Raw genomic sequence first — 24,565 nt, forward strand, 5'->3', positions numbered from 1 at the left:
TGGCCTCCCGTGTCGGTCCGGACAGCCCTTGCCGCAGCGCGAACCCCGGCCCCGCGCGCCCCGAAGGTTGCTTTCGCAACTGCTTCCGCGCCGCGCTCCGCCGCCTGCCCGCGTCCCGGGCCGCGCCGCCGCCCCTGCTAGAATCGGCGGTCCTACCCCACGACTATTGCGCGGCCAGGGGCCGCGGCGGAGCAAGGCGATGAACTGGCTGACCGACGTGCTGCAGAACGACCCCGATCCCACCGAAACCCGGGAGTGGATCGAATCGCTCAAGGCGGTCATCGACCACGGCGGGCCCGAGCGCGCCCACCAGCTGCTGCAGGACATGGTCGAACTGACCCGCCGCGCCGGCGCCCACCTGCCGTTCGCGCCGACCACCGAGTACATCAACACCATCCCGACCCATCTGGAGCCCAAGATCCCGGGCGACCAGACCCTGGAGTGGCGGATCCGCTCGATCATCCGCTGGAACGCGATGGCGATGGTGGTGCGCGCCAACCGCAAGCCCGGCGACCTGGGCGGCCACATCGCCAGTTTCGCCAGCTCTGCCACGCTCTACGACGTGGGCTTCAACCACTTCTTCCGCGGCCCCGAAGGCGACCACCCGGGTGATCTCATCGCCCCGCAGGGCCACAGCTCGCCGGGCATCTACGCGCGCGCCTTCCTCGAAGGCCGGCTCAGCGAATCGCAGATCGACAACTTCCGCATGGAGGTCGACGGCCGCGGCATCTCCTCGTATCCGCACCCCTGGCTGATGCCCGATTTCTGGCAGGTGCCCACCGTGTCGATGGGCCTGGGCCCGATCGCCGCGATCTACCAGGCGCGCAACTGGAAGTACCTCGAATCGCGCGGCCTGCTGCCCAAGTCCGACCGCAAGGTGTGGTGCTTCCTGGGTGACGGCGAAACCGACGAGCCCGAGAGCCTGGGCGCGCTGTCGATCGCCGGCCGCGAAGGCCTGGACAACCTGGTGTTCGTCGTCAACTGCAACCTGCAGCGCCTGGACGGCCCGGTGCGCGGCAACGGCAAGATCATCCAGGAGCTGGAGAGCCAGTTCCGCGGCGCCGGCTGGAACGTGGTCAAGACCATCTGGGGCAGCTACTGGGATCCGCTGCTGGCCAAGGATCCGCAGGGCCTGCTCAAGAAGCTGATGATGGAAACCGTCGACGGCGAGTACCAGAACTGCAAGGCCTTCGGCGGCGCCTACACGCGCGAGAACTTCTTCGGCAAGTACCCGGAGACTGCGGCGATGGTTGCCAGCCTCTCCGACGAGGACATCTGGCGCCTCAACCGCGGCGGCCACGACCCGCACAAGGTCTATGCGGCCTACACCAACGCCATGCAAACCAAGGGCCAGCCCACGGTCATCCTGGCCAAGACGGTGAAGGGCTACGGCCTGGGCAGCGCCGGCGAAGCGCTCAACCCCACCCACAACACCAAGAAGCTCGACGACGATGCGGTGCGCGCATTCCGCGACCGCTTCAAGATCCCGGTCGACGACGAGCAGCTCAAGGACGGCAACATCCCGTTCTACCACCCGGGCGAGAAGTCCGACGAAGTGCAGTACCTGCTCGAGCGCCGCCGCGCGCTGGGCGGCTTCGTGCCGCAGCGTCGGCGCAAGGCCGACGAGTCGCTCACCGCGCCCAAGCTCGAGGTGTTCGACCGCCTGCTCAAGAGCACCGGCGAGCGCGAGATGAGCACCACGATGGCGTTCGTGCAATCGCTCAACATCATCCTGCGCGACAAGCAGGTCGGCCCGCGCGTGGTGCCCATCGTCGCAGACGAGGCGCGCACCTTCGGCATGGAAGGCCTGTTCCGCCAGATCGGCATCTACGCGCCGGAAGGCCAGAAGTACAAGCCGGTCGACCGCGACCAGCTGATGTACTACCGCGAAGACAGCACCGGCCAGGTGCTGCAGGAAGGCATCACCGAGGCCGGCGCCTTCGCCTCGTGGATGGCCAGCGCCACCAGCTACTCCACCAACAACCTGCAGCTGCTGCCGTTCTACATCTACTACTCGATGTTCGGCTTCCAGCGCGTGGGCGACGCCGCCTGGCAGGCGGCCGACATGCGCGCGCGCGGCTTCCTGCTCGGCGGCACCGCTGGCCGCACCACGCTCAACGGCGAGGGCCTGCAGCACGAGGACGGCCACAGCCACCTGCTGTCGGGCGCCATCCCCAACTGCCGCAGCTACGACCCCAGCTTTGCCGGTGAGGTCGCGGTGATCCTGCAGCACGGCATGCTGCGCATGATCGAAGAGCAGCGCGACGAGTACTACTACATCACCCTGATGAACGAGAACTACAGCCACCCCGAGCTGCCCGAAGGCGCGGCCGAGGGTGTCATCAAGGGCATGTACCTGCTCAAGGACGCTGGCGCCAAGCCCAAGAAGGGCGAGCTGCGCGTGCAGCTGATGGGCAGCGGCACCATCCTGCGCGAGGCCATCGCCGCGGCCGAGCTGCTGGACAAGGACTTCGGCGTGACCAGCGATATCTGGTCCTGCCCCAGCTTCACCGAACTGCGCCGCGACGGCTACGACGCCGAACGCTGGAACCGCCTGCACCCAGAGGACAAGCCGCGCAAGGCCCACGTCACCCAGTGCATCGAGTCCCGCCCCGCCGGACCGGTGATCGCCGCCACCGACTACGTGCGCAACTTCACCGACCAGATCCGCGGCTTCATCCCGCGCACCTACACCGTACTCGGCACCGACGGCTTCGGCCGCTCGGATACCCGTGCCAACCTGCGCCGCCATTTCGAGGTGGACCGCTACTACATCGCCCACGCCGCGATCGACGCGCTGGCGAAGGACGGGAAGATGACGGCGAAGGACGCGGCCAGGGCGATCAAGCTTTACAAGATCGACCAGGAGAAGCCGAATCCGTTGGGGGTTTGAGAGAGGTTTGACATGATCCAGCCGCGCGGTATCAGCACGGGCTCTTGTTTATCCTACGGAACGGCTAACGATAAAGGGAGCTGGAAGGCAGGGCTCACACTTACAGTTGGGACGATTGTTAATCACAAGGGTGAGGAGGTTGAGTCGCTGCTGCTTGAGCCGCAAGGCATAGCGCACTTAATTTCGGAAGAATGCATTGAGTTGCCAGACAAAATATGCGCCTTAGCGCACGTGCTGACCCGTATGTGTAACGAGGGTCTGCTAACTCTAAATATCGGTGTGATTGATCCCAGTTGGAAGAACAACTTGTCTTCGCCGGTGCTGAATTTCAGCTCGGAACGAAGGCTGCTTAAGAAAGGCGACAAATTTATCCGGCTTACATTTCACTCGATTGAGCCTTTGGAAAATCTTGAGGGGCTGGAGCGATTCCGTAATACCAATGAAGCAGAGTATGTCAGTGGTATAAGAAGCAGGGCTGTAGCTAACTTCGGAAAGAATTTTCTAGACATCAAATCTTTGGTTGGTAAGGCGTCGAAGAAGGAGAACGCGCGGTTCAGGGATGCGATGCTGAAATATTTACCGATTGGCGCGTTCTCCTTGGCATTCTTCGCATTGCTTGTGACTACCGGCATTGCCACCGTCAGTCGCCTTGCACTGGACAGCAAGCAGGATGCGATTCTCAGAAGGCTCGATAAATTGGAAGTCAGCCGGGGTGCGATCTCATCGGATGAGATGCCTTTGCGCAATAGTAGCGACAGAGTCCCGTCCGAAGGAGGCGGAGAGTGAACGCGCCCTTGATAGTTAGTTCGTCGAACGAGCTCCAAGCGAAACTTTGCCGCCACATTGGTGAGTGGGGAAAAGAGGTGAGTCCGCGAGGATTGGGCACCTCCGAGGTTCTGGGGCTAGGGTTTGAACTGACTGATCCCAGAAATCGCTTGACGACGCTTTCGGCTAGGCGCTGGAGTCCAGCGCTCGCAGTTGCGGAGCTGGCGTGGCACTTACGGGGTGATAGCCAGGTTGATGCTTTGGCGTTCTACACGCCAAAGTGGCGCGAATTTGCCGACGATCATGGGGTGGTTAGAGGCAGTTGTTATGGTGCCAGGATATTTGGCGCTTGTCCGGATGGATCATCGCAATGGCTCAATGTAATTGGCTTGTTGTCCGCAGACCCTTGCTCGCGCAGAGCCGTCCTGAACTTCCGTATTCAGGAAGATGTTTCAAGGCAGTCAGTCGATGTGTCGTGCACAAATACCCTCCAGTTCCTGCTTCGAGACGGAAAGCTCCATGCTTTTGTGAACATGCGCAGCAATGATGCGATCTGGGGCGTGCCCTACGATCTATTTCTATTTACTTGTCTGCAGGAACTCATGGCAGTCGAACTTGGCGTAGAGCTAGGCCATTACTACCATTACGCAGCGTCCATGCACATTTACGAGCGGCATCGCGACGTGGCTTCTCGTATCGCAGTGGAGGGGTACAGTGGGAACAAAGGCAAAATGCCAGCAATGAGTAGCGCTGCGAGCGTTTATGCTATGGCTAGAGCAGAGGCAAGCCTGAGGATGACGGGTGTTTGCGCTCCGATGTCGGACCGATTTTCTGAGTGTTGTATCGATCTGTTACGCAGACACAAGAAGGTTTCGCTTGCCGCGTAAGGTGCGCTGCGCATGACAGACGACGTGCTCGCCTTGATCGCGATTTTCGGGCTGCTGATTGCTGGCCTCAAGCTGCTTAGGGAAACGTTGATTGGATCACTGAAGCGTGTGCACAAAGAATACGAAGATCGGTCACTTGTCGCTTTGCTTGTCCTTGGGGCTCTGGGAATATTGCTGGTGTTGACCGCTTGTTGCTTGGTTCACCGTTTTGTATCGGTGGTGCTGAGCGGTAGTGTTGGGGGTGCTTCTTAAGCCGGCGTCTCCGGCTCTGGGTAGCGGGCCGGTTTATAGTTCAATCCATGAGGTTGGGCGTGAGAAGCTTTTCCGAAGACAGCTTCTCGGTTTCCTAGGGGCAAAGGCGGGACTGCAGATCAAGGAATTCTCCCGCCGGCACGCCTGCGACGCTTCGTGACGCAGCAAATTCGGCGGCATGAACGGATCTGAGGCCAAGCGCCTGGATGAGCTGGGGATGGAAAACGCCAGCCTGAAAAAGTTGTTGACCGAGGTGCTCGATCGCGCGCTGATCAATTTCGGAACTCGTGTGATCCCTTCCGCTGTAGGGCCAATGCATTACGACGAAGCCGGCCTTGTGCTGGCTGTCTCGTAAGTGCGGAATGAGTGCGGCGCTTGAGCTGCAGGGGCGATCCTAGAACGATGTTCTTGTTTTTCGACATCGGATGATGTACAAAAAGCGGAACCCTTCGGAGGCGCCATGGAACCGTTGCCCGTTGCCAGCATCATCAAGAACCCGATCCAAGTCGAAATCGCGCTTGCGCAATTGTTTGGCCTGACCTTGGCAGAGATAGAAGAAGTACCCAAGGCCTGCCTTGGCGCTTTTAGCAATGTGTCCGCCCTTCACCCAAAGGGATACAACGGAACAGCGGCTTGGGCAGATGGTTCGGCGATGATGCGAACCCTGCAAATTCCAAAGGGCTGGAAGCCTGAGGATCCGAGTAACCAACCTCGCGTCGTTTCCGGTGATGGCCGCGTGGCCATAACTGTCAGCAGCGGTGACCCGCATACCGGCATAGAAACGAGGGACCCCCAGACGCGCAATGACAAAGGTGCCCAGACAGCACTGAGCGTTGCCATTAATCCTAGGCAGACGACGATCTCGTTTCCCGATGACGAGACCCATGAGCCGAGCAAGGTAGTGCCCTTTAGGAGGAGAGACGAGTCGTTGTGGGTTCTGCTCTATTACATCGACCTCGACTTTCAGGAGGTGCGCTATGAACTTTCGTTGCCTTTTGCAATGGCTGAGAACGACAAGATAAGTAAGTGGACTCAGCGGCTCATCATGCCTGCCTACAGGTTTGGGCCAAATTCAGACCACAGCGATTCGGACGATCTTTCGGACATCGAGATCACTGTGTCGCCCAAGCAGTCATGACCGTATGACCGCAGCATTTAACCCGACACGACTTAAGATTGCTCGCGATCGCAAGATGATGAGCATGAAGAAACTGGCGGATCTCGCAGGACTTACGACGAAGAGTATTTCGAACTATGAGTCGGGCGAGACCGCGCCAACAGAACTTAGCATGGCGCGGATCTGTGAAGTCCTGGGCTACCCGCTCGAGTTCTTCTTTGGAGGCGACCTAGGACCTCCAGACGCCGCGAATGCCAGTTTCCGCTCTTTCTCCCGAATGACGGCCATTCAGCGTGACTCTGCTCTTGCGGCTGGTGGATTTGTATTTGCGGTCGCAGCTTGGATCGAAGAGCGTTTTAACCTTCCGGCTGTTAGCGTGCCAGACTTGGCTGGAATGGAGCCAGAGCTCGCTGCTGAGATGGTTCGGAGCGAGTGGCAGCTTGGTGTGCTTCCTATCAAGAATATGGTGCACCTTTTGGAGTCAAAAGGTGTTCGCGTGTTTTCTTTATCTGAGAATACGCGCCAAGTTAATGCGTTCTCGGCGTGGAGGAATGGAAATACGCCGTTTGTCTTTCTCAATACAATGAAAAGCTCGGAATCGAGCAGATTTGATGCCGCGCATGAGCTGGGTCATCTTGTGCTTCATCGTCATGGGGAAAACAAAGGCAAAGCGGTTGAGCGTGAGGCTGATGGCTTCGCTTCTGCTTTATTGATGCCGAAGACAGAGATGATGGCTTATGCAGGTCGTTGCAGGAGCGTAGAAGATATCGTGCGCTATAAGAAGCGCTTCAACGTCTCTGCGATGGCGTTTGCCTTCAATTTGCACAAGGCGGGCGCCATTTCTGAGTTCACCTACAGATCGCTCTGCATAGAAATGAGTAAGAGGGGGATGCGTACCAACGAGGTTGATAGTTCCGAGCGCGAGACGTCGCAAGTTCTCAAGAAAGTGTTCGACGCTTTGAACGGTCAAGGGCAGGGGTTGCGCGCAATTGCCGATAATCTTTCAATTCCTGTAGAGGAACTGCACAGCTTGGTCTTTGGTCTGACCTCTGTCTCGCTCGGCTCATATAACCCCTCGCCTCAAGCTACCGCAAGGAAGACGGGGCATCTGCGTGTGGTCTGATGAAGATCGTTCTTTGGGCGGACGCCAGCGGTTTCTGGAGGATTTAGGTGCCGCTGAAGTGTGCAAGTTGCTGCTGGTTCAGCCTGATCGCTTCGATGCCATAAGAGTGGTTGGGGAGGCCATGGAGAGCTCCTGAATTCTCGGCTGGGAGACACGCCACAGTTAACACTGACGTGAAAGTACAGAGGTCGTAAACCATCGCACATTCCGCAACCACCCGCGCTGATCAACCGTATACGTTTCGTGGAGTGCCTTGGGCAGCACCAGCTGCACGCCTTGGCTCTGCATCTCGTCTGTCTGATTCACGCTGATCCCGGCCTCCATCGTCAACAGATGCTTGAGGCTGACCCTGTCCGCTTCCGGCAGGATCTGCCGCCAGCGGTCCTTGCAGGTGCTTTTGACGCCCAGCATGGTCAGGCGGAGCGGATCGAAGGCGGGGTCGTGGTACTCGGCGACGCCGGGAAACAGGAAGTCGGGTTTCGAACGGCGCTCGGTGACGGCAGCCCGACTGCACCGGATGCCAAGGGAACCGAACAGGTGCGCCAGGTGGTTCTCCAGCGCAAGGCCCACGCGGCTCTTGCGGCGGTTCTGTACCGACAGCGAGAAGCCCATGAACCCGTCGATATCGATTCCTTCCAGGCCGCCGAACCCTTGTGACAGCCGTTCGCCGATCAGGTGGCGTTCGAGCGTGCGGAACAGGATCTCCTCGCGCTCCATCCACGCCATCAGCGCAGCGTCCGGATCTTCGCGTGGATCCACGTCTTCCAGCGTACCGCGGGCGAAACCGGAGAACTCCAGCGTCTTCGGGAACCTGCCCCCGAAGCGGGACAGCATCACGTCGAGCCAGGTTTCCTCGCTCTGCTCGACGACCACGCCGATGCTCTCGAGGATGAAGGTGGCGGCGAAGCCGATGCGGTCCTGGTCGTTCTCGAGTTCGGCGCGCACCGAGAAGCCCGGCAGCATGTCTGCCGAGAGGCCGAACAGCCATTCGATCTGGTTGGCCGCGCTCGAGCCGTACTCGGCGATGACGACCAGCATTCCGCCGTCACGCCGCCTGGCGATCACCAGAAGGTCGTTCTCCCCGGCCAGCTGCGAAACCTGGGTGGTCGGAAAGTAGAAGCGGTATTCGGAACGCGTCGGGTGCCGTTCACGGCTGTCGTAGAGCGTGAGGAACGCATCCTCGAACACGGGCTCGTCGTCTTCGTCGCACATGTAGACGAATCTGGTTGGCAGACGTTCCTTCTCTGCCGGCCGGCCCATGAAGCCGAGCATCGCCCTGGTGGCGTTGTACTCGTGCTGGTTCGAACGCGTCTCGTCGGCCTCCACCGCCGACAGGCGCTTCGCCGCCACGCCTTCGAAATACTCCGACAGGTATCCCCGCTTCATCCCCTGATCTCCAGCGTCGCCTGATCCCCGCGGATCCACGCGGCCAGCGTATCGGCCACCGCTCCCGCGTCGTGGCCGGCGCCGCGCAGCGCGCATTCCCACACATTGGCTACCCGCCAGCCGGCCTGCCGCAATGATGCGTGGTTTTTCGCGTCGTTGCTGCGGTTGCGGGTGATCTTGCCTTCCCAGAAGTCGGTACGCGAGCCCGGCAGCCGGAAGTACCGGCAGCCTTCGTGGCCGTGCCAGAAGCAGCCGTGTACGAACACCACGGCCTGATGGCGCGGGAACACAAGATCGGGATGGCCTGCCAGGCGGCGGTCATGCAGCCGATAGCGGAACCCGCGCGCGTGCAACGCCCGTCGCACCAGCCACTCGGGCTTCGTGTCTTTCCCGCGGATGCCGGACATCATCCGGCTCCGCACTTCGGGGCTGACCGTATCGGCCACGGCGGCCGGTGTCAGGCGGCCTTCAACCGCGGCTGCATCGTGCCGCCGGCCTCGCGCGCTTTCAGCTCGATCACGCGCGGCGCCATGATCTTCGCCACGGCCTCCATCACCGGTACCACCACGCTGTTGCCGAACTGGCGGTACGCCTGGGTGTCGCTGACCACGATCCTGAAATCCTCGGGGAAGCCCATCAGCCTCGCGCATTCACGCGGGGTGAGGCGACGTGGCCGCTTGCCCTTGCCGCGGTGGAGCAGGATCTCGCTGCCGTCCTTGTAGTAGCGGGCAGACAGCGTGCGGGTATGGCGGTCGGTGCCCGGCTTCACCAGTCCGTAGCCGAACCCGTTGCCTGCTGCCTTGTGCTTGGCTGCGTACGCGCGCAGGTAGTCCCAAAGGTTTTTCGTCAGCACGTAGCGCGGGCTGATCTCTGCCAGCGCTCCGGTGGTGTAGTGGCGCTCGGGCTCCTCGCTGCCGTCCTCCGGGTGCAGGATGGAAGTGATGTCCGGTCCTTCCGCAGGCAGCTGCAGGTCGTCCCAGGTGAAATCGGTGTCCTCGCGGAAGCCCACGATCAGGATCCGCTCACGGTGCTGCGGGACGTAGTGCTTCCCATTCACGACTTTCCAGTGGAGCGTGTAGCCCAGTCCTTCCAACACCTCGCGGATGATCCGGAAGGTGTTGCCGCGGTCGTGGCCGACGAGGTTCTTCACGTTCTCCAGCAGGAAAGCCTTGGGCCGTTTGGCTGCGATGATCCTCTTGATGTCGAAGAAGAGCGTGCCCTGTGTGGTGCACTCGAAGCCGTGGGGACGGCCGAGCGCGTTCTTCTTGCTCACGCCGGCAATCGAGAACGGCTGGCACGGGAATCCCGCCAGCAGTACGTCGTGGTCAGGCACGTCTTCCGCTTCGATCTTGGTGATGTCGCCTTCGAAGCGGTGGTCGTCGCCGAAATTCTCGAGGTACGTCTTCTTGGACCAGTCGTTCCACTCGCTGGTGAACACGCATCGACCACCGGCGCGCTCGAACCCGAGGCGGATGCCGCCAATGCCCGCGAAGAGGTCAATGAAGGTGAAGTCGGCCGGTGAGTCGGGGGAGGCGGAGCGGTTCATGCGGAGGATTTCCTGAAGTGCGGGGGCCACCAGCGGCGGGCAGCGGGACAGGCCGCGCTCCCATCGGTAGATGGTCTTCTTGTTCGTGTGGAGGCGATCGGCCAGCGCCTGTTGCGTCAGCCGCAGGCGAGCCTGCCTGAGCAGCGGCAGGGGGTCAGCCAAGTCGGTCATGGTCTGGTCCGCTGGGAAATTATGTGGACATTCTGTCTGGCGATAGCCCCCGACGTCAACCTGGCAGGAGATGCCTCCGCGTCCTGACACCGGCGCAGGAGCGGAGGTCTGCAAGACACACAATGTTCCGCCGGCACCGTCGTTGGCCCGATGTCACTGGGAAACTACGGGCAGCCCAACGACAGCCGGCCTATCCTGATCGAACGCGATCTCACGCTTCGCGACGTGGGCTGGTGGGGTACTGCGGTCTGGAATCGGCCGGCGACAAATGCCTCGAACGACGGCTGGGTTCTTGCTCGGGGTACTGAGTTGCTGCCTCCGGAGCCGCATGGAGCGACCAAGGCAAGGTTCAGGTGTGACGGGCCGGAGGTGAGAAGTGTTGGATGGATTCGGCGAAGGAGGCGAGTCCGAGAGGCGGGACTTGTGACGACAATAAAAATGAGTTATTTTCCTTAAAACGACAACGGAGTTCTGCCTTGCTCGACAGTCCGAAGGAAAAGATTGCCGAATTGTTGACGTCGTCGGTCCGCAAGGATGTCTTAGTGGACTACGACCATTTCGCCCAAGAGGCGCTCGCCTCTGCGAAGAAGGTCGGCGCCATGCACGCGGCTGGCCACCGCTCCAGCGGCGTCGGCTACAACCTGCACCTGTTCCTCAATGATGCGCTCGCTCAAGCGTTCGGGAACGCGTCGGTGCCACATCCGCCCTTGCGTGGCAACGCCATAGTCTCTGGCACCACGGGTGTGGTGACCTTGATGCGCATCCACAAGAGCCAAGTGCAGTGGGACAACGCCGGCAGGAGCAAGGGCAAGAGGAAGCTCTGCCTGCGCAACGAGGCGGTCACCGGATGGTTCCAGCCTGACTTGCTGCGGGAGGGATCCTCCGTTGTCGAGGAGCCGGAATTCACGGCGTCGTTAGTGACCCAAGGCTCGGCAGCGAGCGACAGGCTGGAGATCTATGTGGTCGTCACCAACGACCAGATGGATCTGCGCAATCCGTTGTTCCAAGAGCCACTCTCGCAGTTCATCCAGCGTTATGAGCGGATGCCGGGCATTGTGGACAAGGCGCACGCAAAGCTTCGCAAGGCTGCAAAGAAAGCGGACAATTCGGGCGGTACCGAAGGACCAGACACGCCAGAAACCGCATGACCACGCCTACCACGAAGACTCTAGTTCCCGAGCGGCTCAACCAAGCGTTGGCCGCTCGTGGCTTTTCAGCGACCGAGCTCGCTGCAAGGCTAGAGGTGACCACCACCACACTCAGCCGTTGGCGCAACAGGGCCCAGATCCCGTCCGCTGCAGCCATGGAACTGCTGGCCAAGGAGTTGCGCGTCACTTCGGAGTGGCTGACACGCCCCATGCGTGCGGCTATCAGCAAGCCCAATTTCCGTGGCAGCGTGGCCCAGTTGAAACAGGATCGCGGGTTGTTGCAGACCCGCGCCGAGTGGTTGGAAGAGGTGGCTGCCCACTTCGAGGAACACGTCGAATACCCCGATGTCGCGTTGCCCTGCGTGCAAGCCCGCAACCTGTCCGAGATCACCACCGCGATGATTGAGGCGGCGGCCGATGCCTGCCGCAAAGAATGGCGGATGGGCGATGCGCCAGCCGGCGACATCCTGCTGCTGCTGGAGAACTCTGGCGTCATTGTGGCGCGCGAGGAAACGGGTGTTGCCCGCATTGAGGGTCTCTCCATGTGGAGCCACACTGGGCGGCCCTACGTCCTGCTGTGCGCCGACAAGGGCAATGCCTATCGCAGCCGCTTCGATGCCGCCCACGAACTGGGTCATCTGATCCTGCATCGCTACATCGAAACGCCGACCGACCCCCGGGCCTACAAGCTCATGGAGACGCAGGCGCATCTGTTCGCGGGAGCCTTCCTGTTGCCGGCGCGTGGTTTCGTGCCAGAGGTCGGGCTGCCGCCGTCGCTGCATGGTCTGCTGCAGCTCAAGCCGCGCTGGGGCGTATCCGTCGGTGCGATGATCCTTCGGCTGCGTGCTTTGGGCGTGATAGGCGAAGAGGGCTATCTACGGCTTATCAAGTACCGCTCCGCTAAATGGGGACAGAAGCGGGAACCGAATGATGATGACCGTGAACCCGAGCAGCCCCGCTTGCTGCGGCGCACCCTGGAACTGCTCGCCAGCGAAGGCGTGATCCACACGGAGGCGCTGCCCGCCTACATGGGTCTGTCAGCGCATGACTTGGAGAGCCTGCTGTCGCTTCCAATGGGCTATTTGTCGCGCAAGAACGCTGACATTGTGGAGCTGCCGATCAAGCGGCGAGAACCTGTTGATGGTCCCGTTACTACCATGGCGGAGTCGATGCAGAACGTGGTGAAGCTCGACAGATTCCGGAGGTAGGCGATCGGCCCGAAAGTATCGGGGCTGGTCGGATTTCAATCTGGTAAATAGATGGCTCATTCACAGGGGGCTGGGGCATGACCACGCATTCCGTATCCGCTTTCGAGATCACCGTTCGAAGCAAGGACATCAGGGGGAAGGACAAGCGCTCGCAGTTGGACGCCATTGTCATCGGCAAGAAGCAGCATGATTTCTTCGATGTCTTGAGCGATTTCGCGGCAACGAAGTCCAACTTTGAGACCGTGATGATCAACAACTTGAACCGCCTTGTGAGGATCCATGATATCCAAGCGGCTGGCAGTTCGCGGGATACCAGCTTCTATGTTCGGCAAGGTACCTATGGCATGCCTGGCGAGATTGTCGACTCTGACAGCAAGACTACGGCTTACAAAAAGCGTTCGAAAGACAGCGATGTATTTGAGTACTTCGTGCAGATCAGGATCCCGAAGGGCTCCAAGATGGGCTTTGCGTTGCTCCACTCGATCGGCAATGTAGGAATCAAATCCTGGTTGTCAGACGAGCTTGGTCTATACGTCAACAACAAACTGAAGGGTTGCGGCTTCTATTTGCGCCCCTTGTGTTCAAGGATTGCGTTGCAGACCTACCTCAAGGATGCGAACGTGCGCTCAATCCGCGTGGCGAACTTTCAGCCGGCGAGTTCGGGAGACATCGCCAATTTCTTGGATGATCCGAGGATCGAGAAAGACCTGATCCTCAAGAAAGAAGGAGGCTTTGGAAAACTGCCTGCTTTCCTGCGTAGTGGTCCGAAGCGCGACCGTCTGATTGCCATTTCAGACGAAAATTGTTCCGATGTGAAAGCCGACGTGACGTTCGGGGATGGTCGCAGCCGCACCATTTCGCTTGAGGGGTCCAAGATCCCGAAAGCCAAGTTTTATCTCACCGGAGAGGACGTTACGTTCAAGGACGGGCTGCCAATCAGGCAGTCGGTCGCAGACTTTGCGACCTCGTTGCTGGACGATCTCCTGGCGGAGGCTGGATCAGGGGGATGAGATGAGCGACAAGATCAATGTCTTTAGCATTGTTCGGGCGCATCTCCAGACCCTGCGCCATCACGGGCGCGATGAGTTGAGTACGATCGATGTCACGGTGTTCGTGATCTGTCCGCTGCTTTTAGCGGCCGTTGTGTTTGTGGCTGGGAATTCGCTCGGCGAGAATCTCGTGAATGTCATGATCAACGCCGCCGCGATCCTGCTCGGTCTGTTGCTGAACCTGTTAGTGCTGATGTTCGATCAGAGGAATCGCGCCTTGGAGTCGCTTCAGAAGTTCAAGCCGGTCGAGCAGGGCGGTGGCGGGATGCCAGATGCCGAGGGGGAGCGCGGCAAGCTGACCTTGCGCGTCGAGGTCATCAAGCAGACGGTGGCCAATATTTCGTTCACCGTCTTGTTGTGCATTGCTTCATTGGTCTCGCTTCTGGTGTATTCCATGGGGCAAGTAAGTGCCGGGGCCGCCGGCTATTTCGAACGCGTGATCTATGCGCTTAATGCGTTCATCTGGGTTAGCGTGTTCTTGATCATCTTAATGGTGGTGAAGCGGGTGTTTGCTCTCTTCGTTCAGACGGCTTAGTTGGGCTGCGCACTAGGCAAGCGTATAGATGCTTTGGCCTGGGCCCTATTGCCGAGATTGGCGGTCCCGACCAGCACGGTGTTGATCCATGAGCGTCGCCACTGGCTGCTTGGTTTACACCTGATCGCCAAACAGCGGTTCTCAGGGGCTTGCACGTACCGTTGAGCGACCGGAAGGTCAGCCGATTCAACATGGCGCAACTCATAGCGATGGAATAACTGACAAGCTGCGCGGCGAATCGTGAAAAGCACCGCGTGTCTTCACCTCAACGGCCGCTTCTGGCGGAAAGTGGCAACTAGCCATCTACATCGAATGCCCGAGCATTGAGCGTTCGATAAGGCGATGCAATGCCAATCCGCAGGTAACAGGTCAGTAGCAGCTGGCGGTCGAAAAGAACCTCACTCAACGGCGAGCTTGCTCGAGTGTTTCTCGCCACGTCCCTCGTGAGCAGAGAGAAGCTCTTCGCGTAGGACAGTGACGCTGGGCGGTGCGTCGATTCCGATCCGCACCTTGTCATTTGTGACCGAGCTGACGAGCAGTCGGATGCTGTCGCCGATATGGATCGCTTCGCCGTCTCGACGCATCAGAATAAGCATGACCGCTCCATGGTCCGCGAGGCTTGTTGCGTGTAGCGATACGGTGAGGAAAATCCAGACAGTAGAAAAAGCTGCTGGTTTGAGCCGACTTCCCAGCTATCAGGACGGAGATGGAGACACCTGGCTTTCCGTATAGATGAAGAAGACGCCCCGGCCCAGCTTTGCCGCTTGCTCAAGGCGGCGGCCTTTCTTACTGCTGAGCGGCATCCGTTGCCGGTGCGAAGGCCGTGCTGCCGAGGCAGTTTCACTATGACGATTGGGCGCGTCCACGTAAGTCGGCGCGTTCCCTACCTCTTCGTAGGAATAGTCCTAATCGGGGGCTGAAGTAGCTCAATGATGTCCACGTCTAGAGCTTCTGCTAGTCGCTCAAGGCCCTCGATCGAGATATTGGTTACCGATCGCTCGAGCTGTGATACGTACGTGCGGTGAAACTCCGCTACCTCGGCTAGCTGTTCCTGACTCAGCTCCCGAGCCTTGCGCAGCCGGCGAACATTAGCGGCAACCCGCTCGCGGGCGGTAGGCAGTTGCGACCGGGAAGGCTTGGAAGGCATGCCTTCCAGCCTGATCGTCTACCGGGTAAGGTTCTACAGATTATAAGTCTACTGTTTATAACTCTACCAATATCGTTTGTAGCTGAGCTAGTGAGCCAAAAGTGAGGGCAGGAGTGCTTCGTCCTGCACGAACAACGAAAGGATCGCCTCAGCCCTCCGCCGATGGGGCCACGACGAACAGCTCGGCGACATCCACCCCGAAGATCTGAGCGAATCGATCGAGTCGATCGATGGAGATGTTGGTTCTGCCGCGCTCCAGCTGGGACACGTAGGTCCGGTGGCACTCCGCCATCTCTCCAAGTTTCTCTTGGCTCACTCCGCCCTCCATCGCTTCTCGTAGGCGGCGAACGTTGCCGCCGACTCGGATGCGGACTTCGGAAGGGGGCGGTGGCGAGGGCTCGGCCATACGCCCAGCCTGTGCCTCTACCGGCTTGCAATCTACAGCATATAAGTCTACTGTTTATTACTCTCGCTCTGGGCGATGAGCAGACGCGGGGAGGTTGTGACGCCCGCAAGTTGGAGGGATGAGGCCCTTAGGTCGGCGGGGAAACGTCGGCGGCTGTCCGGAGATGCATGGTGGAGAACGAACATCTAGCAGTATCGGCCTGCGTGGCCATGGTGCATTGTGGTGCGGGGCGTGCCGAACCGGCGCCAGCGGCTCTCGTGCGTGGGGGCGCAAGGGCTCAAAGACCTTCGAGCGTCGAACTTGAGCGCCTTCGACCCGGAAGCTCCAGCCTGAGAGTAGTGGCGACAGCGGTCTTCGCCGCAACTGTTGTCTTGCTTGTCCCGTACAGCGGGATGGCGCAAGACGCCCACGCGCTAGAACAGGCTGAGACCTACAAGCGTCCTGCCGGACTCCTGGCTGCGTCTCTTGATGCACTCTCTCGGCAGGCCGGGGTGCGAACCGATGCGTCTTCCGAGCTGGTCGATCCGCCGGACACGGGGGCCGAGCAGGGCGATCCGCCCGTGCCAACCAGCCAGTGGGCCGCGCCTTCGAGCGAATCCTCTACCACGGACCTCGAGCAGGTCACCGTCACCGGCACCCGCATCCGCGGCGGCACCTCGCCCTCGCCGGTGATCACCATCGGCGCCGAGCACATCCGCGAGGAAGGCTTCACCGACCTGGGCGATGTGATCCGCAGCGTGCCGCAGAACTTCTCGGGCGGCCAGAATCCGGGAGTCACTCCGTTCTCGGTCTCAGGGGCGGGGGTCCAGAACACCAATCTGACCGGGGGCTCGGCACTGAACCTGCGGGGCTTGGGGCCCGATGCATCGCTGACCCTGCTCAACGGGCGGCGCATGGCATACGGGGGCATCTCGCAGGCTATCGACATCAGCGCGATCCCGGTGGAAGCGGTCCAGCGGATCGAGATCGTTGCCGATGGCGCGTCGGCCATCTACGGGTCCGATGCGGTCGGCGGGGTCGCCAACGTCATCCTGCGCCCCGACTTCGACGGGGTCTCGCTGGGTGCGCGCGCCGGGACGGCCACCGGCGGGGGCATGGGCGCGCGCGAATACAACGCCGTGGCCGGCGGCAACTGGTCGGGTGGCGGGCTGATGGTCGCCTACAAGGACGTGTCGACGGACCCGATCCACGCGCGCCAGCGGGACTACACCGGCTTCCTGCACGAGGCCTGGACGCTCTATCCGCAAAGCGACCTGCGCAGCGGCCTGGTCAGTGTGCGCCAGTCGTTGGGCGATTCCGTCGAGCTGCACCTGGAGGCGCTGGGCACCAGGCGTTCGCAGATGTACAGCGCCCACAACAGCCTGGGCAACCAGAGGATCGTAGCGACCCCCGAGTCGACGACATCCCTCGTGGCGCCCGGCATGAACCTGTTCCTGCCGAACGACTGGGAGCTGTCCTTCTCGGCGGCACGGACCCGCGACAGCCTGGAGCACGCCCAGTCGATCGGGCTGCTTGCAACGGGCGACGTGTTTCCGATCCGATTCTGTTACTGCAACGAAGGCCGGGTGTACGAAGCCGGGGCGGAGGGGCCGGTGTTCTCCTTGCCCGGGGGGCAGGCACGGTTGGCGGTAGGCGCCGGCCACAGGGAGACGAGCTTCCGCGAGTACGACCACCTTGCGAACCAGCCCGTCATCGACGGCCGGGAACGGAGCCGCTTCGCCTATGCGGAGATGCACCTGCCGTTGCTGGGACCGGCGCCCGACATCGACAGTGCACGTCGGCTGGAGCTGACCCTCGCTGCACGCGCCGAAGACTACGACAGCTTCGGTGATGTCACGACGCCCAAGGTCGGCCTGATCTACACCCCTGGCCGGAACGTCACCCTGTCGACGTCCTGGGGAAGGTCCTTCAAGGCGCCAACGCTGTTCCAACTGTTCCGGAGCGAGTTCGTCCTCTACGAGTCCGCGGTCGGGGCGGGCGGCTCGGGGTTTCCGGACGACGCGACGGTACTGAGCCTTGCTGGAGGCAACCCCGCCCTGGCGCCGGAGCGTGCCCGGACATGGACCGCCTCCCTTGCATTCCACCCCGCGGACATGCCCGGACTGGAGGCGGGCGTGACCTGGTGGGCCATCGACTATGACAGCCGGGTTGTCGAGCCCATTCCCTACCCGGCGCAGGCATTGAGCGACCCCGCGAACGCCGAGTTCGTCCGCTACTTTCCGACCGAGGCGGAGCAGGCCGCGCTCATTGCGCGCGACAGCGACGGTCTGCTCACGAACCTGGTCGGCACACCGTACGACCCGAGTACGGTCGTGGCGATCGTGCGGTCCCACTTCCACAACGCGGCCGGGCAACGGATCAGGGGGCTTGACCTGTCCGGGTCGTATCGCTTCGACGTGGCGGGCGGGCAGCTGGGCCTGCGCGGGTCGGCAACCTGGCTGGACAGCACGCAACGGATCACCACCACCGAAACCGACCTCGCTGGAACCCTGTTCCATCCGCCTAAGGTCACGGGACGCATCGGCGCGGTGTGGGAGAGGGGGCGCCTCGTCGCCTCGGCGTTCGCGAACTACAAGGGCGGTGTGCTGAACGTGGTTGCAGGCGAGAAGACGTCGTCGTTCACCACCTTCGACACCACCTTGCGCTACGCCATTCCGTCGGGGGAGGCACGGGACCGCCCGCGGTGGGACTTCTCGCTGTCGGTGCAGAACGCGCTGGACCGCCCGCCGCCTCTGCACGACACCGGCGCCGTGACGGCATTTGCCGTGCCGCCTTACGACGCGACGAACTACTCCGCAATCGGTCGCTACATCGACCTGTCGATATCGAAGCACTGGTGATGTGCGCATCGAGTCATGTAGCAGGTGGTCCCGCCGGCTGGGCCGGCCCCAAGAGACAGATCCCCATGAGACGGTTCTTCCGCAGTTCGCTCGCGACTCTAGTAATGATGGCCGCATCCTGTGGCGCCAGCGCGGCGCTTCCCGAAGGAAAGCGGTTGCTCTCGCTTGACGACATGCTCCAGCGTTCCGAGGTCGAGGGCGCGGTTCTCGCGCCCGATGGGTCGGGAATGGCGGTCCAGGTGACCCGACCCCTCTCCGCTCCCGGCGTCCACGCGGGTGCGGCACGATCAGGCGTGCAGCCCAGGGGCGACATCTGGCTGTTCGACGAGGATCTTGCGGCGCCCACGAAGCTGCCGGCCGATGACCTGTGGGTCTGGGCGCCCGCCTTTTCGCCGTCAGGCAGCCGGCTGGCCGCGCTGTACGCGGATGCCGATGGCAGGGTAGGGGTGATGGTCTGGGATCTCGCGGCCCGCCGGCCGGTGAAGTGGGGGAGCATCGACGTTGATGTGAACGTCTTGCTCAGAACGCACGGCGCACCGGACATGAAGCCTTCGGGATGGGCGCTGCGGACGCGCGCCTTCGTATGGATCGACGACCAGACCGTGCTGCTCGTCGACCGCAACGGAGTGCCGCAGCAATACGGGCTCGCGCCCGCGACGGCCGCCACGACGTACGCGGCGCTCCGGGGGCGGACCAAGGCTGGTCAGCCGTCCATTCGAGTATGGAACGACCAGTCTCCGACGGAGGGAGTATCGAACAGGCTGCTGTCGCTCGACGTCAGGACGGGGAAGACAGCCGTGCACTACGAGGGCGATGTGCGTGGTGTGTCCCTGTCCCCGGACGGCGCGCGGGCCGCACTGCTGGTGGCAACACGTCACCTGAAACCCGCGCCCGGCGCGATGGAGCCGCCGCTTCGCTCTTGGCACCTCTACGACGATGCCGTGGAACTGAAGCTAATCGTGCAGCCGCTCGCGAACCGCGACCCGGGGATGCACGTCCAAGGCATCCGCATGGCTGGGCCCGCGTCGGACAGCCGGCTGCCGTTGTGGTCTGACGATGGAAGGCGAATTGGCTTGGCGGGTAGGGCGTCCTACACGAGTCGAACCGCCAGCGGTGATGATGTGGCCTGGGAGATTGATGCCGACACGCAGCACGCCAGGGAATTGCCGGCACGCTCGGCGCTGGACGCCGAACTGATTGCAAGCCTGCTGGCGGGCAGTGGCGAGTGTGTCGATCGTCTGATCGATACGCGGCCGTCGCTCGTCTCCAACAACGACCTCATGCCGCTGGGACAGGTGTCTGGGAAAGTCTGGCGGTTCGCCGATGGCCGGCATCTCGTCTGGTCAGAGAACACGGTGCAGGTTGTCGACTGCGATGGTACGACGCGTCTGCCCGGAGAGTTCGACTTCGTCTACGCTGCCGACGTTGCCGGACGTGCGCCACGCTTCATCCTGTTCCGCCAGGACCAGCACTTCGGTCTCGGCTTTGCCGACGGAAAGCATGTCCTCAAGCGCATCCCGAGGCCCCCGTATGCTCAATTGCTGGTGGCCGGGGCCGGCGGTAGCACGCTGTACCTGAGTAATGATGCGGCAGGTACCTCGCTCCATTTGCTCGGGCGAGGTCCCGGGGCCATGACCGTCACCCCATTCAACCGGCACATGGGCGCGATCGCTGTTCCCGAGGCGCGAGAGATATCGCATGAGCTTGATGGCAAGACGCTGACGGGCATTCTGCGCCTGCCTCCCGGTCGACGGGACGGAGATCGACACCCCGTGGTGCTGACAGCGTATCCGGGGTATGTGCCGGGCATGGAGGACGGCTCACACCGCGGCGTCAACTCTAACGATCTGGTCTATGGGCCGTTCCAGCATCTGCTCTCGAAGGGATTCGCCGTGTTCGTGGTGCCGTTCCCGGTTGACTACTATGCGCTGCCGGAAGCCGGGCCGCTGCAGATGGCTGTCGACACCGTGACGCCTTGGCTTGCGGTGCTTGAGCGGCAGCCGGAAATCCTCAGCGGCGAATATGCTTTTTGGGGGCATTCGAACGCCGGATATGTCGGTCTCGCGCTTGCAGCGAGGACGGACACGTTCAAGGCGATTGCCGTCTCCTCGACATTCCCGGACCTGCACTGGACGTTGGACGCGGGCCTCGAGTTCACCGCGCTGCAAAGCGGCGGTAACGTGATGCAGGTGCGTCGCATGGTGTACGAGCACGAATCCCAGCCCTACGCCATAGGCGCGCCGCCTTGGCAAGCGCAGGACCAGTGGATCAGCAACAGCCCCGTCTACAATCTGGAACACGCCACCACACCGATGCTGCTGCTCGTGGGGGAGTTCGATTTCGGCACGTCGCGGCCCATGGAACGTGTCTACTCCATCCTGTACGGCAAGGGTGTGCCCGCGGAGCTGGCCATGTACTGGGGCGAGGCGCATGTCATCGCCAGCCCCGGCAATGTCACCGACGCTTGGACGCGGACGGAGCAGTTCTTCTCGAGGTATCTGCGCAAGCAGTGAGGGAGGCTAGGATATTGGAAGGATTGCGCGCGGGCTCGAAGCAGAGCGATGGCGGATCCAGTTTTCGATCATGCACAGTTCGAAAATTCTGGTGAAAGAATCGTCGCGTGGAAGCGGGGGTGTCGCGAAGAACCGGACCAGGGCGTCGCCATCCAGCAGGCCGCGCGCCTGCAGTTCACCAGACAGCAGGTAGTCGCGCATCTGGTCCTTGCTTCTGCGGTAGACGCCTCCCAGATAGGCGATAAAAGTGCCTTTGCTTCGCCGGTTCAGGACATCAGCGGGCAGGAGGTCTTGAAACGCCGACCGGGCGATGGCCCGGTTGCATCCACCGGCGATCCACATCCAACTGGGTACCTTGAGACAGGCCTCTACCACCGGCTGGCTCAGCAAAGGCATCCGCAGACGGCGTCCAGCTCCGCGTGGCACGGATTCCCTGAATAGTTGATTGGTGGCAAGGCCAAATATTCTCTCCCGGTCGCCTGGCAATGCGTCTGCGGGCGCGTCGAGCCAGGGGTGGGGCTCGATGGTCGGGGCGCTGAACGCCGGGCCGAGGAAAGAGAGGTCCTCCTTGAGGGGCGGTGCCGGTGCTCGGCGCATCTTTGATAGGGCCAGGCGGCCCGCCTTCCAGAAGGTGCACCCGTGCAGCGCGGCAAGATCGTGCACTGCGGCAATCCCCGCGCCCATGCCAAGTTCCCTGAATGCGTCGACAGCGGGCGCAGCGGTACTGAAGTTGTCGAAGACGGCGTCGCCGCCGCCACCCGAAAAGCACGCTGCAATGTCACTGCGGTCGCATACCGCCGCCACCCGGTCTGCTATGGCGTTCTGCAGCGCCCCGAGCCTGGGTGTCAGCAAGTGGGAAGGCGGATCGAACTGAAATCGCACGTCCTCGAACTGCAGGTGCTCGGCTGTCAGCTCGCTACCAAGCGCTTGGGCGATCTGCACGGCATAGGATCGTTCGTCTGCGCCACGCACGGGGGTGACAAGCGTGCAGCAAGAAACGCGCGCAGCTGAGCCCCGCAGGCAGACTCCGACGATAGAGGAGTCCAGCCCCCCAGAGACCTCCAGGAGAATGGCCTCCTCCATGCTGGCCAGTGACCGGACCGAGACGCACACAGCGCCGCGGACCTCTGCAGCCGCCTCGGCCGCACGGGAATGCCGTTGAGCTGCATCGACAAACTTCCATGGCGACCATGCGGTTTCCACCGCGACATGCTTCCCAACGACGATTCTGGAGCCGGGCAGGAGCTCGCGGACTCCGGAAAGGCCGGTACGCGCCATCTTCTCGTGCGGATAGGCGAGGCAAAGCTCGATGAATGTCCAGTCGACCTGCTCGGAGTAGAGACCAAGCTGGGTCGGGAACGAGATATCTGAAGTGATGAAGCCTGCGCCATCATTGAGCGCGTAGAAGCACGGCAGGTCGCCCGAGGGAGAAGGGCTGCGCATGACGCTGAGCCCACCATCTGCCTTGGCATCGGGCTGAAGGAGCAGGTAATGTCCCCACAGGTTGTCGATGACGTCTCGCCGGATATCGAAGTCCATGGTCATGGCGGACCACCTGTTGTTGTCCGTGACCAGAGTTCCGTCCCGCGCAAACACGTGCCCGATGAGCGTGCCACCGTCCGGTAATTCGATGACGGGCATCTGCCTGCTCACGTAGAGCCGGACGCGCCTGGGCGCCGCGACTGCACGCATCTCCATCGCAGCGAGCCGTTCTTCGGAGATCGACCACGCCGCGCTGCTGTAGCACCCGACCCCATCGATCAGTGCCAGGTAGTGGAGATCCATCAGATCACCAGAATCGGCGTGTAAGTCGACACATTCCCGATCGTGTCGTTCAAGAGCGTTTGGCCGAACTGGGCCCAGCAGTGTGCCGCGAAGGGATCGGTGGTCACGCCGAAGACGATGTCGGCATGCAGGCCTCGCACCGCGAGGAACTTCACCAGCGCGATCGAGTCGAGAAGACAGCGCGTTTCCAGTGGTACGTACTTTCTCGCTCTGCGAAATATGCGGGCCGCATCGAACACCTCTAGCGCCTGATCGTCTATCGACCCGGCGGACATGGGCGGCTCGGGCTGCCGGTTTGCTGCGAGCGTTTGTAACGTCTGCTTCAGGCCAATCATCTTCAGCTGCAGTTTTGTCCACAGCACGATCGCTGGCACCTCCAGGTTCACAAATAACGACCTTGGTGCCGGGGGAGCGTGCATTTCCAACACACTTTGCGTTGGTGGCGAGATCGCCAGGGATGAGGCGTGGCTGCTGATGGCTGGAGTGATGACAAGAAGGCCGGCCTTGATCAGCCGTTCCATCTCGGCTCTTGAGCACTGACGCTGACTCAGGCTCGCGATGAATGCCTGTTCCAGTTCAGGCTGGAGCCGGAAGTAGCGATCCTTGCCGATGTCCAAGAAGATGAGACGTCCGTCGACATCACAGAACGACAAATCTTGGTGCGGTTGGAGCGGCATCTTGAACCCCCCACAAGAAAAGAGCGCACCCCTCGGGGTGCGCTCCAACTGCTCACTCTTCGGAGATGCCGACGGGCGTATTGCTCCCGACGGGTTCGAAGCCGGGACGAGGTCCGTGCGTCTCGACGCTGGCCACGCCGAGGTCAATCACGCCTTCCGGCGCATCCTTTGGTGCGTTCGTGTTGTTCGTCTTGTTCATGTCGATCTCCTGCGATTGCGCCATGGCCATCCCATGGCCGGTGCAGCGTAGAGACCGGAGTTCTTGATTCTCAAATGATTATTGCTTGATCACCTGATAATTAAGGATAACTGTGACGCAGCTCATCGATGCGATGGCGCACGGATGCATCTGTACCCCCCGAAGCGGTCAATGCGGGCGTGATGCGCAGCCCGATGCGTCAGCTTCGTTGCAGTTCCTGTGACTTGCGGTTCAACAATGCAACGATGCAGGGCACCAGCTGCTTGCGCCGTTCGTGATACCTGGTCAGCGCCGGCCGCAGGGCGTCGATGTCGCGATGCTGCCAGTGCCGGATCAGCTCTGACAGCTCTTCGAACGCGTTCGACAGCAAGGTTTGCTTATGGCGCCGGACCGGCGCGAGGCAGTCGTTGACGCGCCGGACGGTCCTATGCAGCGGGCCGTGCCCAGTCGCGCAGGCGACCGCGTCGAACAGGTGCCAGGTGCGTTTCACCACGTCGTCGCCGGGCGCGATATCCACGTCCCGAACGTCCTCGTGCGTCCGCTGCGGGAAGCCGACCTCGCATGCCATCAGCAGCAGCCGCTGCATCCAATCGTAGAGTTCGTGCAGCGAAACTTCGGTGGGCAGCGGTACGTGCAGCCCGTCGCGCCCGTGGTCGGCGATCAGGTCTTCACCGACCAGGCGGTAAAGCGCGTAGCGCACGGGTGTGGGGCTGGTGTTGAACTCGGCGGCGATGGTCGTCGGATCGATCCGCTGTCCGGGCATGTAACGCCCGGCCTGCAGTGCCCGCCGTATCTGGCGGTACAGGAATGCACTCTTGGAAGAGTATGCAGCGCTCATGGCGGACTCCATGTCTGCGTTGGGCTTCGTCCTTGGTGGCGATATTACATGCTGCGGGGCCGCGGAGGTAACTCCCCCAT

At 61.7% G+C, this 24,565-nt stretch carries 23 protein-coding genes; 13 read left to right on the forward strand and 10 right to left on the reverse strand.

The genetic code is table 11. The features are described from left to right. Positions 1-199: 199 nt before the first annotated feature. From aceE to ACW5DW_RS00940, 7 genes are all read left to right on the forward strand, one after another. Positions 200-2,893 (forward strand): pyruvate dehydrogenase (acetyl-transferring), homodimeric type, encoded by a 2,694-nt coding sequence (gene aceE, locus ACW5DW_RS00910; RefSeq protein ID WP_457016695.1) that lies wholly within the window; start codon positions 200-202, stop codon positions 2,891-2,893. Between the two features lie 12 nt (positions 2,894-2,905). After that, the gene (locus ACW5DW_RS00915; protein WP_457016697.1) at positions 2,906-3,679 is read left to right on the forward strand and encodes a hypothetical protein; all 774 of its coding nucleotides are present in this window, start codon (positions 2,906-2,908) and stop codon (positions 3,677-3,679) included. Continuing rightward, entirely contained in the window at positions 3,676-4,545 is an 870-nt protein-coding gene (locus tag ACW5DW_RS00920) for a thymidylate synthase (RefSeq protein WP_457016699.1), read from the forward strand. Before ACW5DW_RS00915 ends, ACW5DW_RS00920 begins: the two co-directional genes overlap by 4 nt. A gap of 12 nt (positions 4,546-4,557) precedes the next feature. Beyond that, positions 4,558-4,797 (forward strand): hypothetical protein, encoded by a 240-nt coding sequence (locus ACW5DW_RS00925; protein ID WP_457016701.1) that lies wholly within the window; start codon positions 4,558-4,560, stop codon positions 4,795-4,797. Positions 4,798-4,975: 178 nt separating this feature from the next. After that, positions 4,976-5,152, forward strand: a complete 177-nt coding sequence (locus tag ACW5DW_RS00930) for a hypothetical protein (RefSeq protein ID WP_457016703.1) — start codon at positions 4,976-4,978, stop codon at positions 5,150-5,152. Between the two features lie 105 nt (positions 5,153-5,257). After that, positions 5,258-5,935, forward strand: a complete 678-nt coding sequence (locus tag ACW5DW_RS00935; protein ID WP_457016704.1) for a hypothetical protein — start codon at positions 5,258-5,260, stop codon at positions 5,933-5,935. A 4-nt stretch (positions 5,936-5,939) separates the two neighbouring features. Then, complete coding sequence (locus tag ACW5DW_RS00940; protein WP_457016706.1) at positions 5,940-7,037, forward strand: ImmA/IrrE family metallo-endopeptidase; 1,098 nt, start codon at positions 5,940-5,942, stop codon at positions 7,035-7,037. A gap of 162 nt (positions 7,038-7,199) precedes the next feature. On the opposite strand, the gene ACW5DW_RS00945 is transcribed toward ACW5DW_RS00940, so the two are convergent. From ACW5DW_RS00945 to dcm, 3 genes are read right to left on the reverse strand one after another with little or no spacing between them, the layout of a single operon-like run. After that, entirely contained in the window at positions 7,200-8,423 is a 1,224-nt protein-coding gene (locus ACW5DW_RS00945) for a type II restriction endonuclease (RefSeq protein WP_457016708.1), read from the reverse strand. Further along, positions 8,420-8,869: a very short patch repair endonuclease gene (locus ACW5DW_RS00950; protein ID WP_457016710.1), complete on the reverse strand. Its 450-nt coding sequence runs from the start codon at positions 8,867-8,869 to the stop codon at positions 8,420-8,422. The genes ACW5DW_RS00945 and ACW5DW_RS00950 overlap by 4 nt, the downstream gene beginning before the upstream one ends. A gap of 11 nt (positions 8,870-8,880) precedes the next feature. Next, positions 8,881-10,140, reverse strand: a complete 1,260-nt coding sequence (dcm, locus tag ACW5DW_RS00955) for a DNA (cytosine-5-)-methyltransferase (protein WP_457016711.1) — start codon at positions 10,138-10,140, stop codon at positions 8,881-8,883. 476 nt (positions 10,141-10,616) lie between these two features. Here dcm and ACW5DW_RS00960 point away from each other — a divergent pair, with 476 nt between their 5' ends. The 4 genes from ACW5DW_RS00960 to ACW5DW_RS00975 all read left to right on the forward strand — a co-directional run bounded on the left by ACW5DW_RS00960 (position 10,617) and on the right by ACW5DW_RS00975 (position 14,080). Beyond that, positions 10,617-11,288, forward strand: a complete 672-nt coding sequence (locus ACW5DW_RS00960; RefSeq protein ID WP_457016713.1) for a hypothetical protein — start codon at positions 10,617-10,619, stop codon at positions 11,286-11,288. Beyond that, positions 11,285-12,496 carry a helix-turn-helix domain-containing protein gene (locus ACW5DW_RS00965; protein ID WP_457016714.1) on the forward strand — a complete coding sequence of 404 codons (1,212 nt, stop codon included), beginning with the start codon at positions 11,285-11,287 and terminating at the stop codon, positions 12,494-12,496. The genes ACW5DW_RS00960 and ACW5DW_RS00965 overlap by 4 nt, the downstream gene beginning before the upstream one ends. Before the next feature lie 77 nt (positions 12,497-12,573). Continuing rightward, on the forward strand, positions 12,574-13,506 hold the full coding sequence (locus ACW5DW_RS00970; protein ID WP_457016715.1) for a hypothetical protein: 933 nt from the start codon (positions 12,574-12,576) through the stop codon (positions 13,504-13,506). 1 nt (position 13,507) lies between these two features. Then, positions 13,508-14,080 carry a hypothetical protein gene (locus tag ACW5DW_RS00975; protein WP_457016716.1) on the forward strand — a complete coding sequence of 191 codons (573 nt, stop codon included), beginning with the start codon at positions 13,508-13,510 and terminating at the stop codon, positions 14,078-14,080. A gap of 398 nt (positions 14,081-14,478) precedes the next feature. Here ACW5DW_RS00975 and ACW5DW_RS00980 read toward each other — a convergent pair whose 3' ends face one another. The 3 genes from ACW5DW_RS00980 to ACW5DW_RS00990 all read right to left on the reverse strand — a co-directional run bounded on the left by ACW5DW_RS00980 (position 14,479) and on the right by ACW5DW_RS00990 (position 15,633). Continuing rightward, positions 14,479-14,676, reverse strand: a complete 198-nt coding sequence (locus ACW5DW_RS00980) for a carbon storage regulator (protein WP_457016718.1) — start codon at positions 14,674-14,676, stop codon at positions 14,479-14,481. A gap of 287 nt (positions 14,677-14,963) precedes the next feature. Next, positions 14,964-15,227 (reverse strand): helix-turn-helix domain-containing protein, encoded by a 264-nt coding sequence (locus ACW5DW_RS00985; RefSeq protein WP_457016720.1) that lies wholly within the window; start codon positions 15,225-15,227, stop codon positions 14,964-14,966. 148 nt (positions 15,228-15,375) lie between these two features. Next, on the reverse strand, positions 15,376-15,633 hold the full coding sequence (locus tag ACW5DW_RS00990; RefSeq protein WP_457016722.1) for a helix-turn-helix domain-containing protein: 258 nt from the start codon (positions 15,631-15,633) through the stop codon (positions 15,376-15,378). A 392-nt stretch (positions 15,634-16,025) separates the two neighbouring features. On the opposite strand from ACW5DW_RS00990, the gene ACW5DW_RS00995 reads away from it, so the two are divergent. Continuing rightward, positions 16,026-18,473: a TonB-dependent receptor plug domain-containing protein gene (locus ACW5DW_RS00995; protein ID WP_457016724.1), complete on the forward strand. Its 2,448-nt coding sequence runs from the start codon at positions 16,026-16,028 to the stop codon at positions 18,471-18,473. A 104-nt stretch (positions 18,474-18,577) separates the two neighbouring features. Then, entirely contained in the window at positions 18,578-20,986 is a 2,409-nt protein-coding gene (locus tag ACW5DW_RS01000) for a prolyl oligopeptidase family serine peptidase (protein ID WP_457016725.1), read from the forward strand. A 6-nt stretch (positions 20,987-20,992) separates the two neighbouring features. On the opposite strand, the gene ACW5DW_RS01005 is transcribed toward ACW5DW_RS01000, so the two are convergent. The 4 genes from ACW5DW_RS01005 to ACW5DW_RS01020 all read right to left on the reverse strand — a co-directional run bounded on the left by ACW5DW_RS01005 (position 20,993) and on the right by ACW5DW_RS01020 (position 24,497). Further along, positions 20,993-22,771 carry an asparagine synthase-related protein gene (locus ACW5DW_RS01005; protein WP_457016726.1) on the reverse strand — a complete coding sequence of 593 codons (1,779 nt, stop codon included), beginning with the start codon at positions 22,769-22,771 and terminating at the stop codon, positions 20,993-20,995. Next, a complete protein-coding gene (locus tag ACW5DW_RS01010) occupies positions 22,771-23,388 on the reverse strand; it encodes a lasso peptide biosynthesis B2 protein (RefSeq protein ID WP_457016728.1) in 618 nt (205 codons plus the stop codon). The genes ACW5DW_RS01005 and ACW5DW_RS01010 overlap by 1 nt, the downstream gene beginning before the upstream one ends. Positions 23,389-23,500: 112 nt before the next feature. Then, positions 23,501-23,647, reverse strand: a complete 147-nt coding sequence (locus tag ACW5DW_RS01015) for a benenodin family lasso peptide (RefSeq protein ID WP_457016730.1) — start codon at positions 23,645-23,647, stop codon at positions 23,501-23,503. Between the two features lie 199 nt (positions 23,648-23,846). Further along, positions 23,847-24,497 carry a GntR family transcriptional regulator gene (locus ACW5DW_RS01020; RefSeq protein ID WP_457016732.1) on the reverse strand — a complete coding sequence of 217 codons (651 nt, stop codon included), beginning with the start codon at positions 24,495-24,497 and terminating at the stop codon, positions 23,847-23,849. Positions 24,498-24,565 lie beyond the last annotated feature (68 nt).

The organism is Luteimonas sp. A482 (assembly GCF_054072655.1).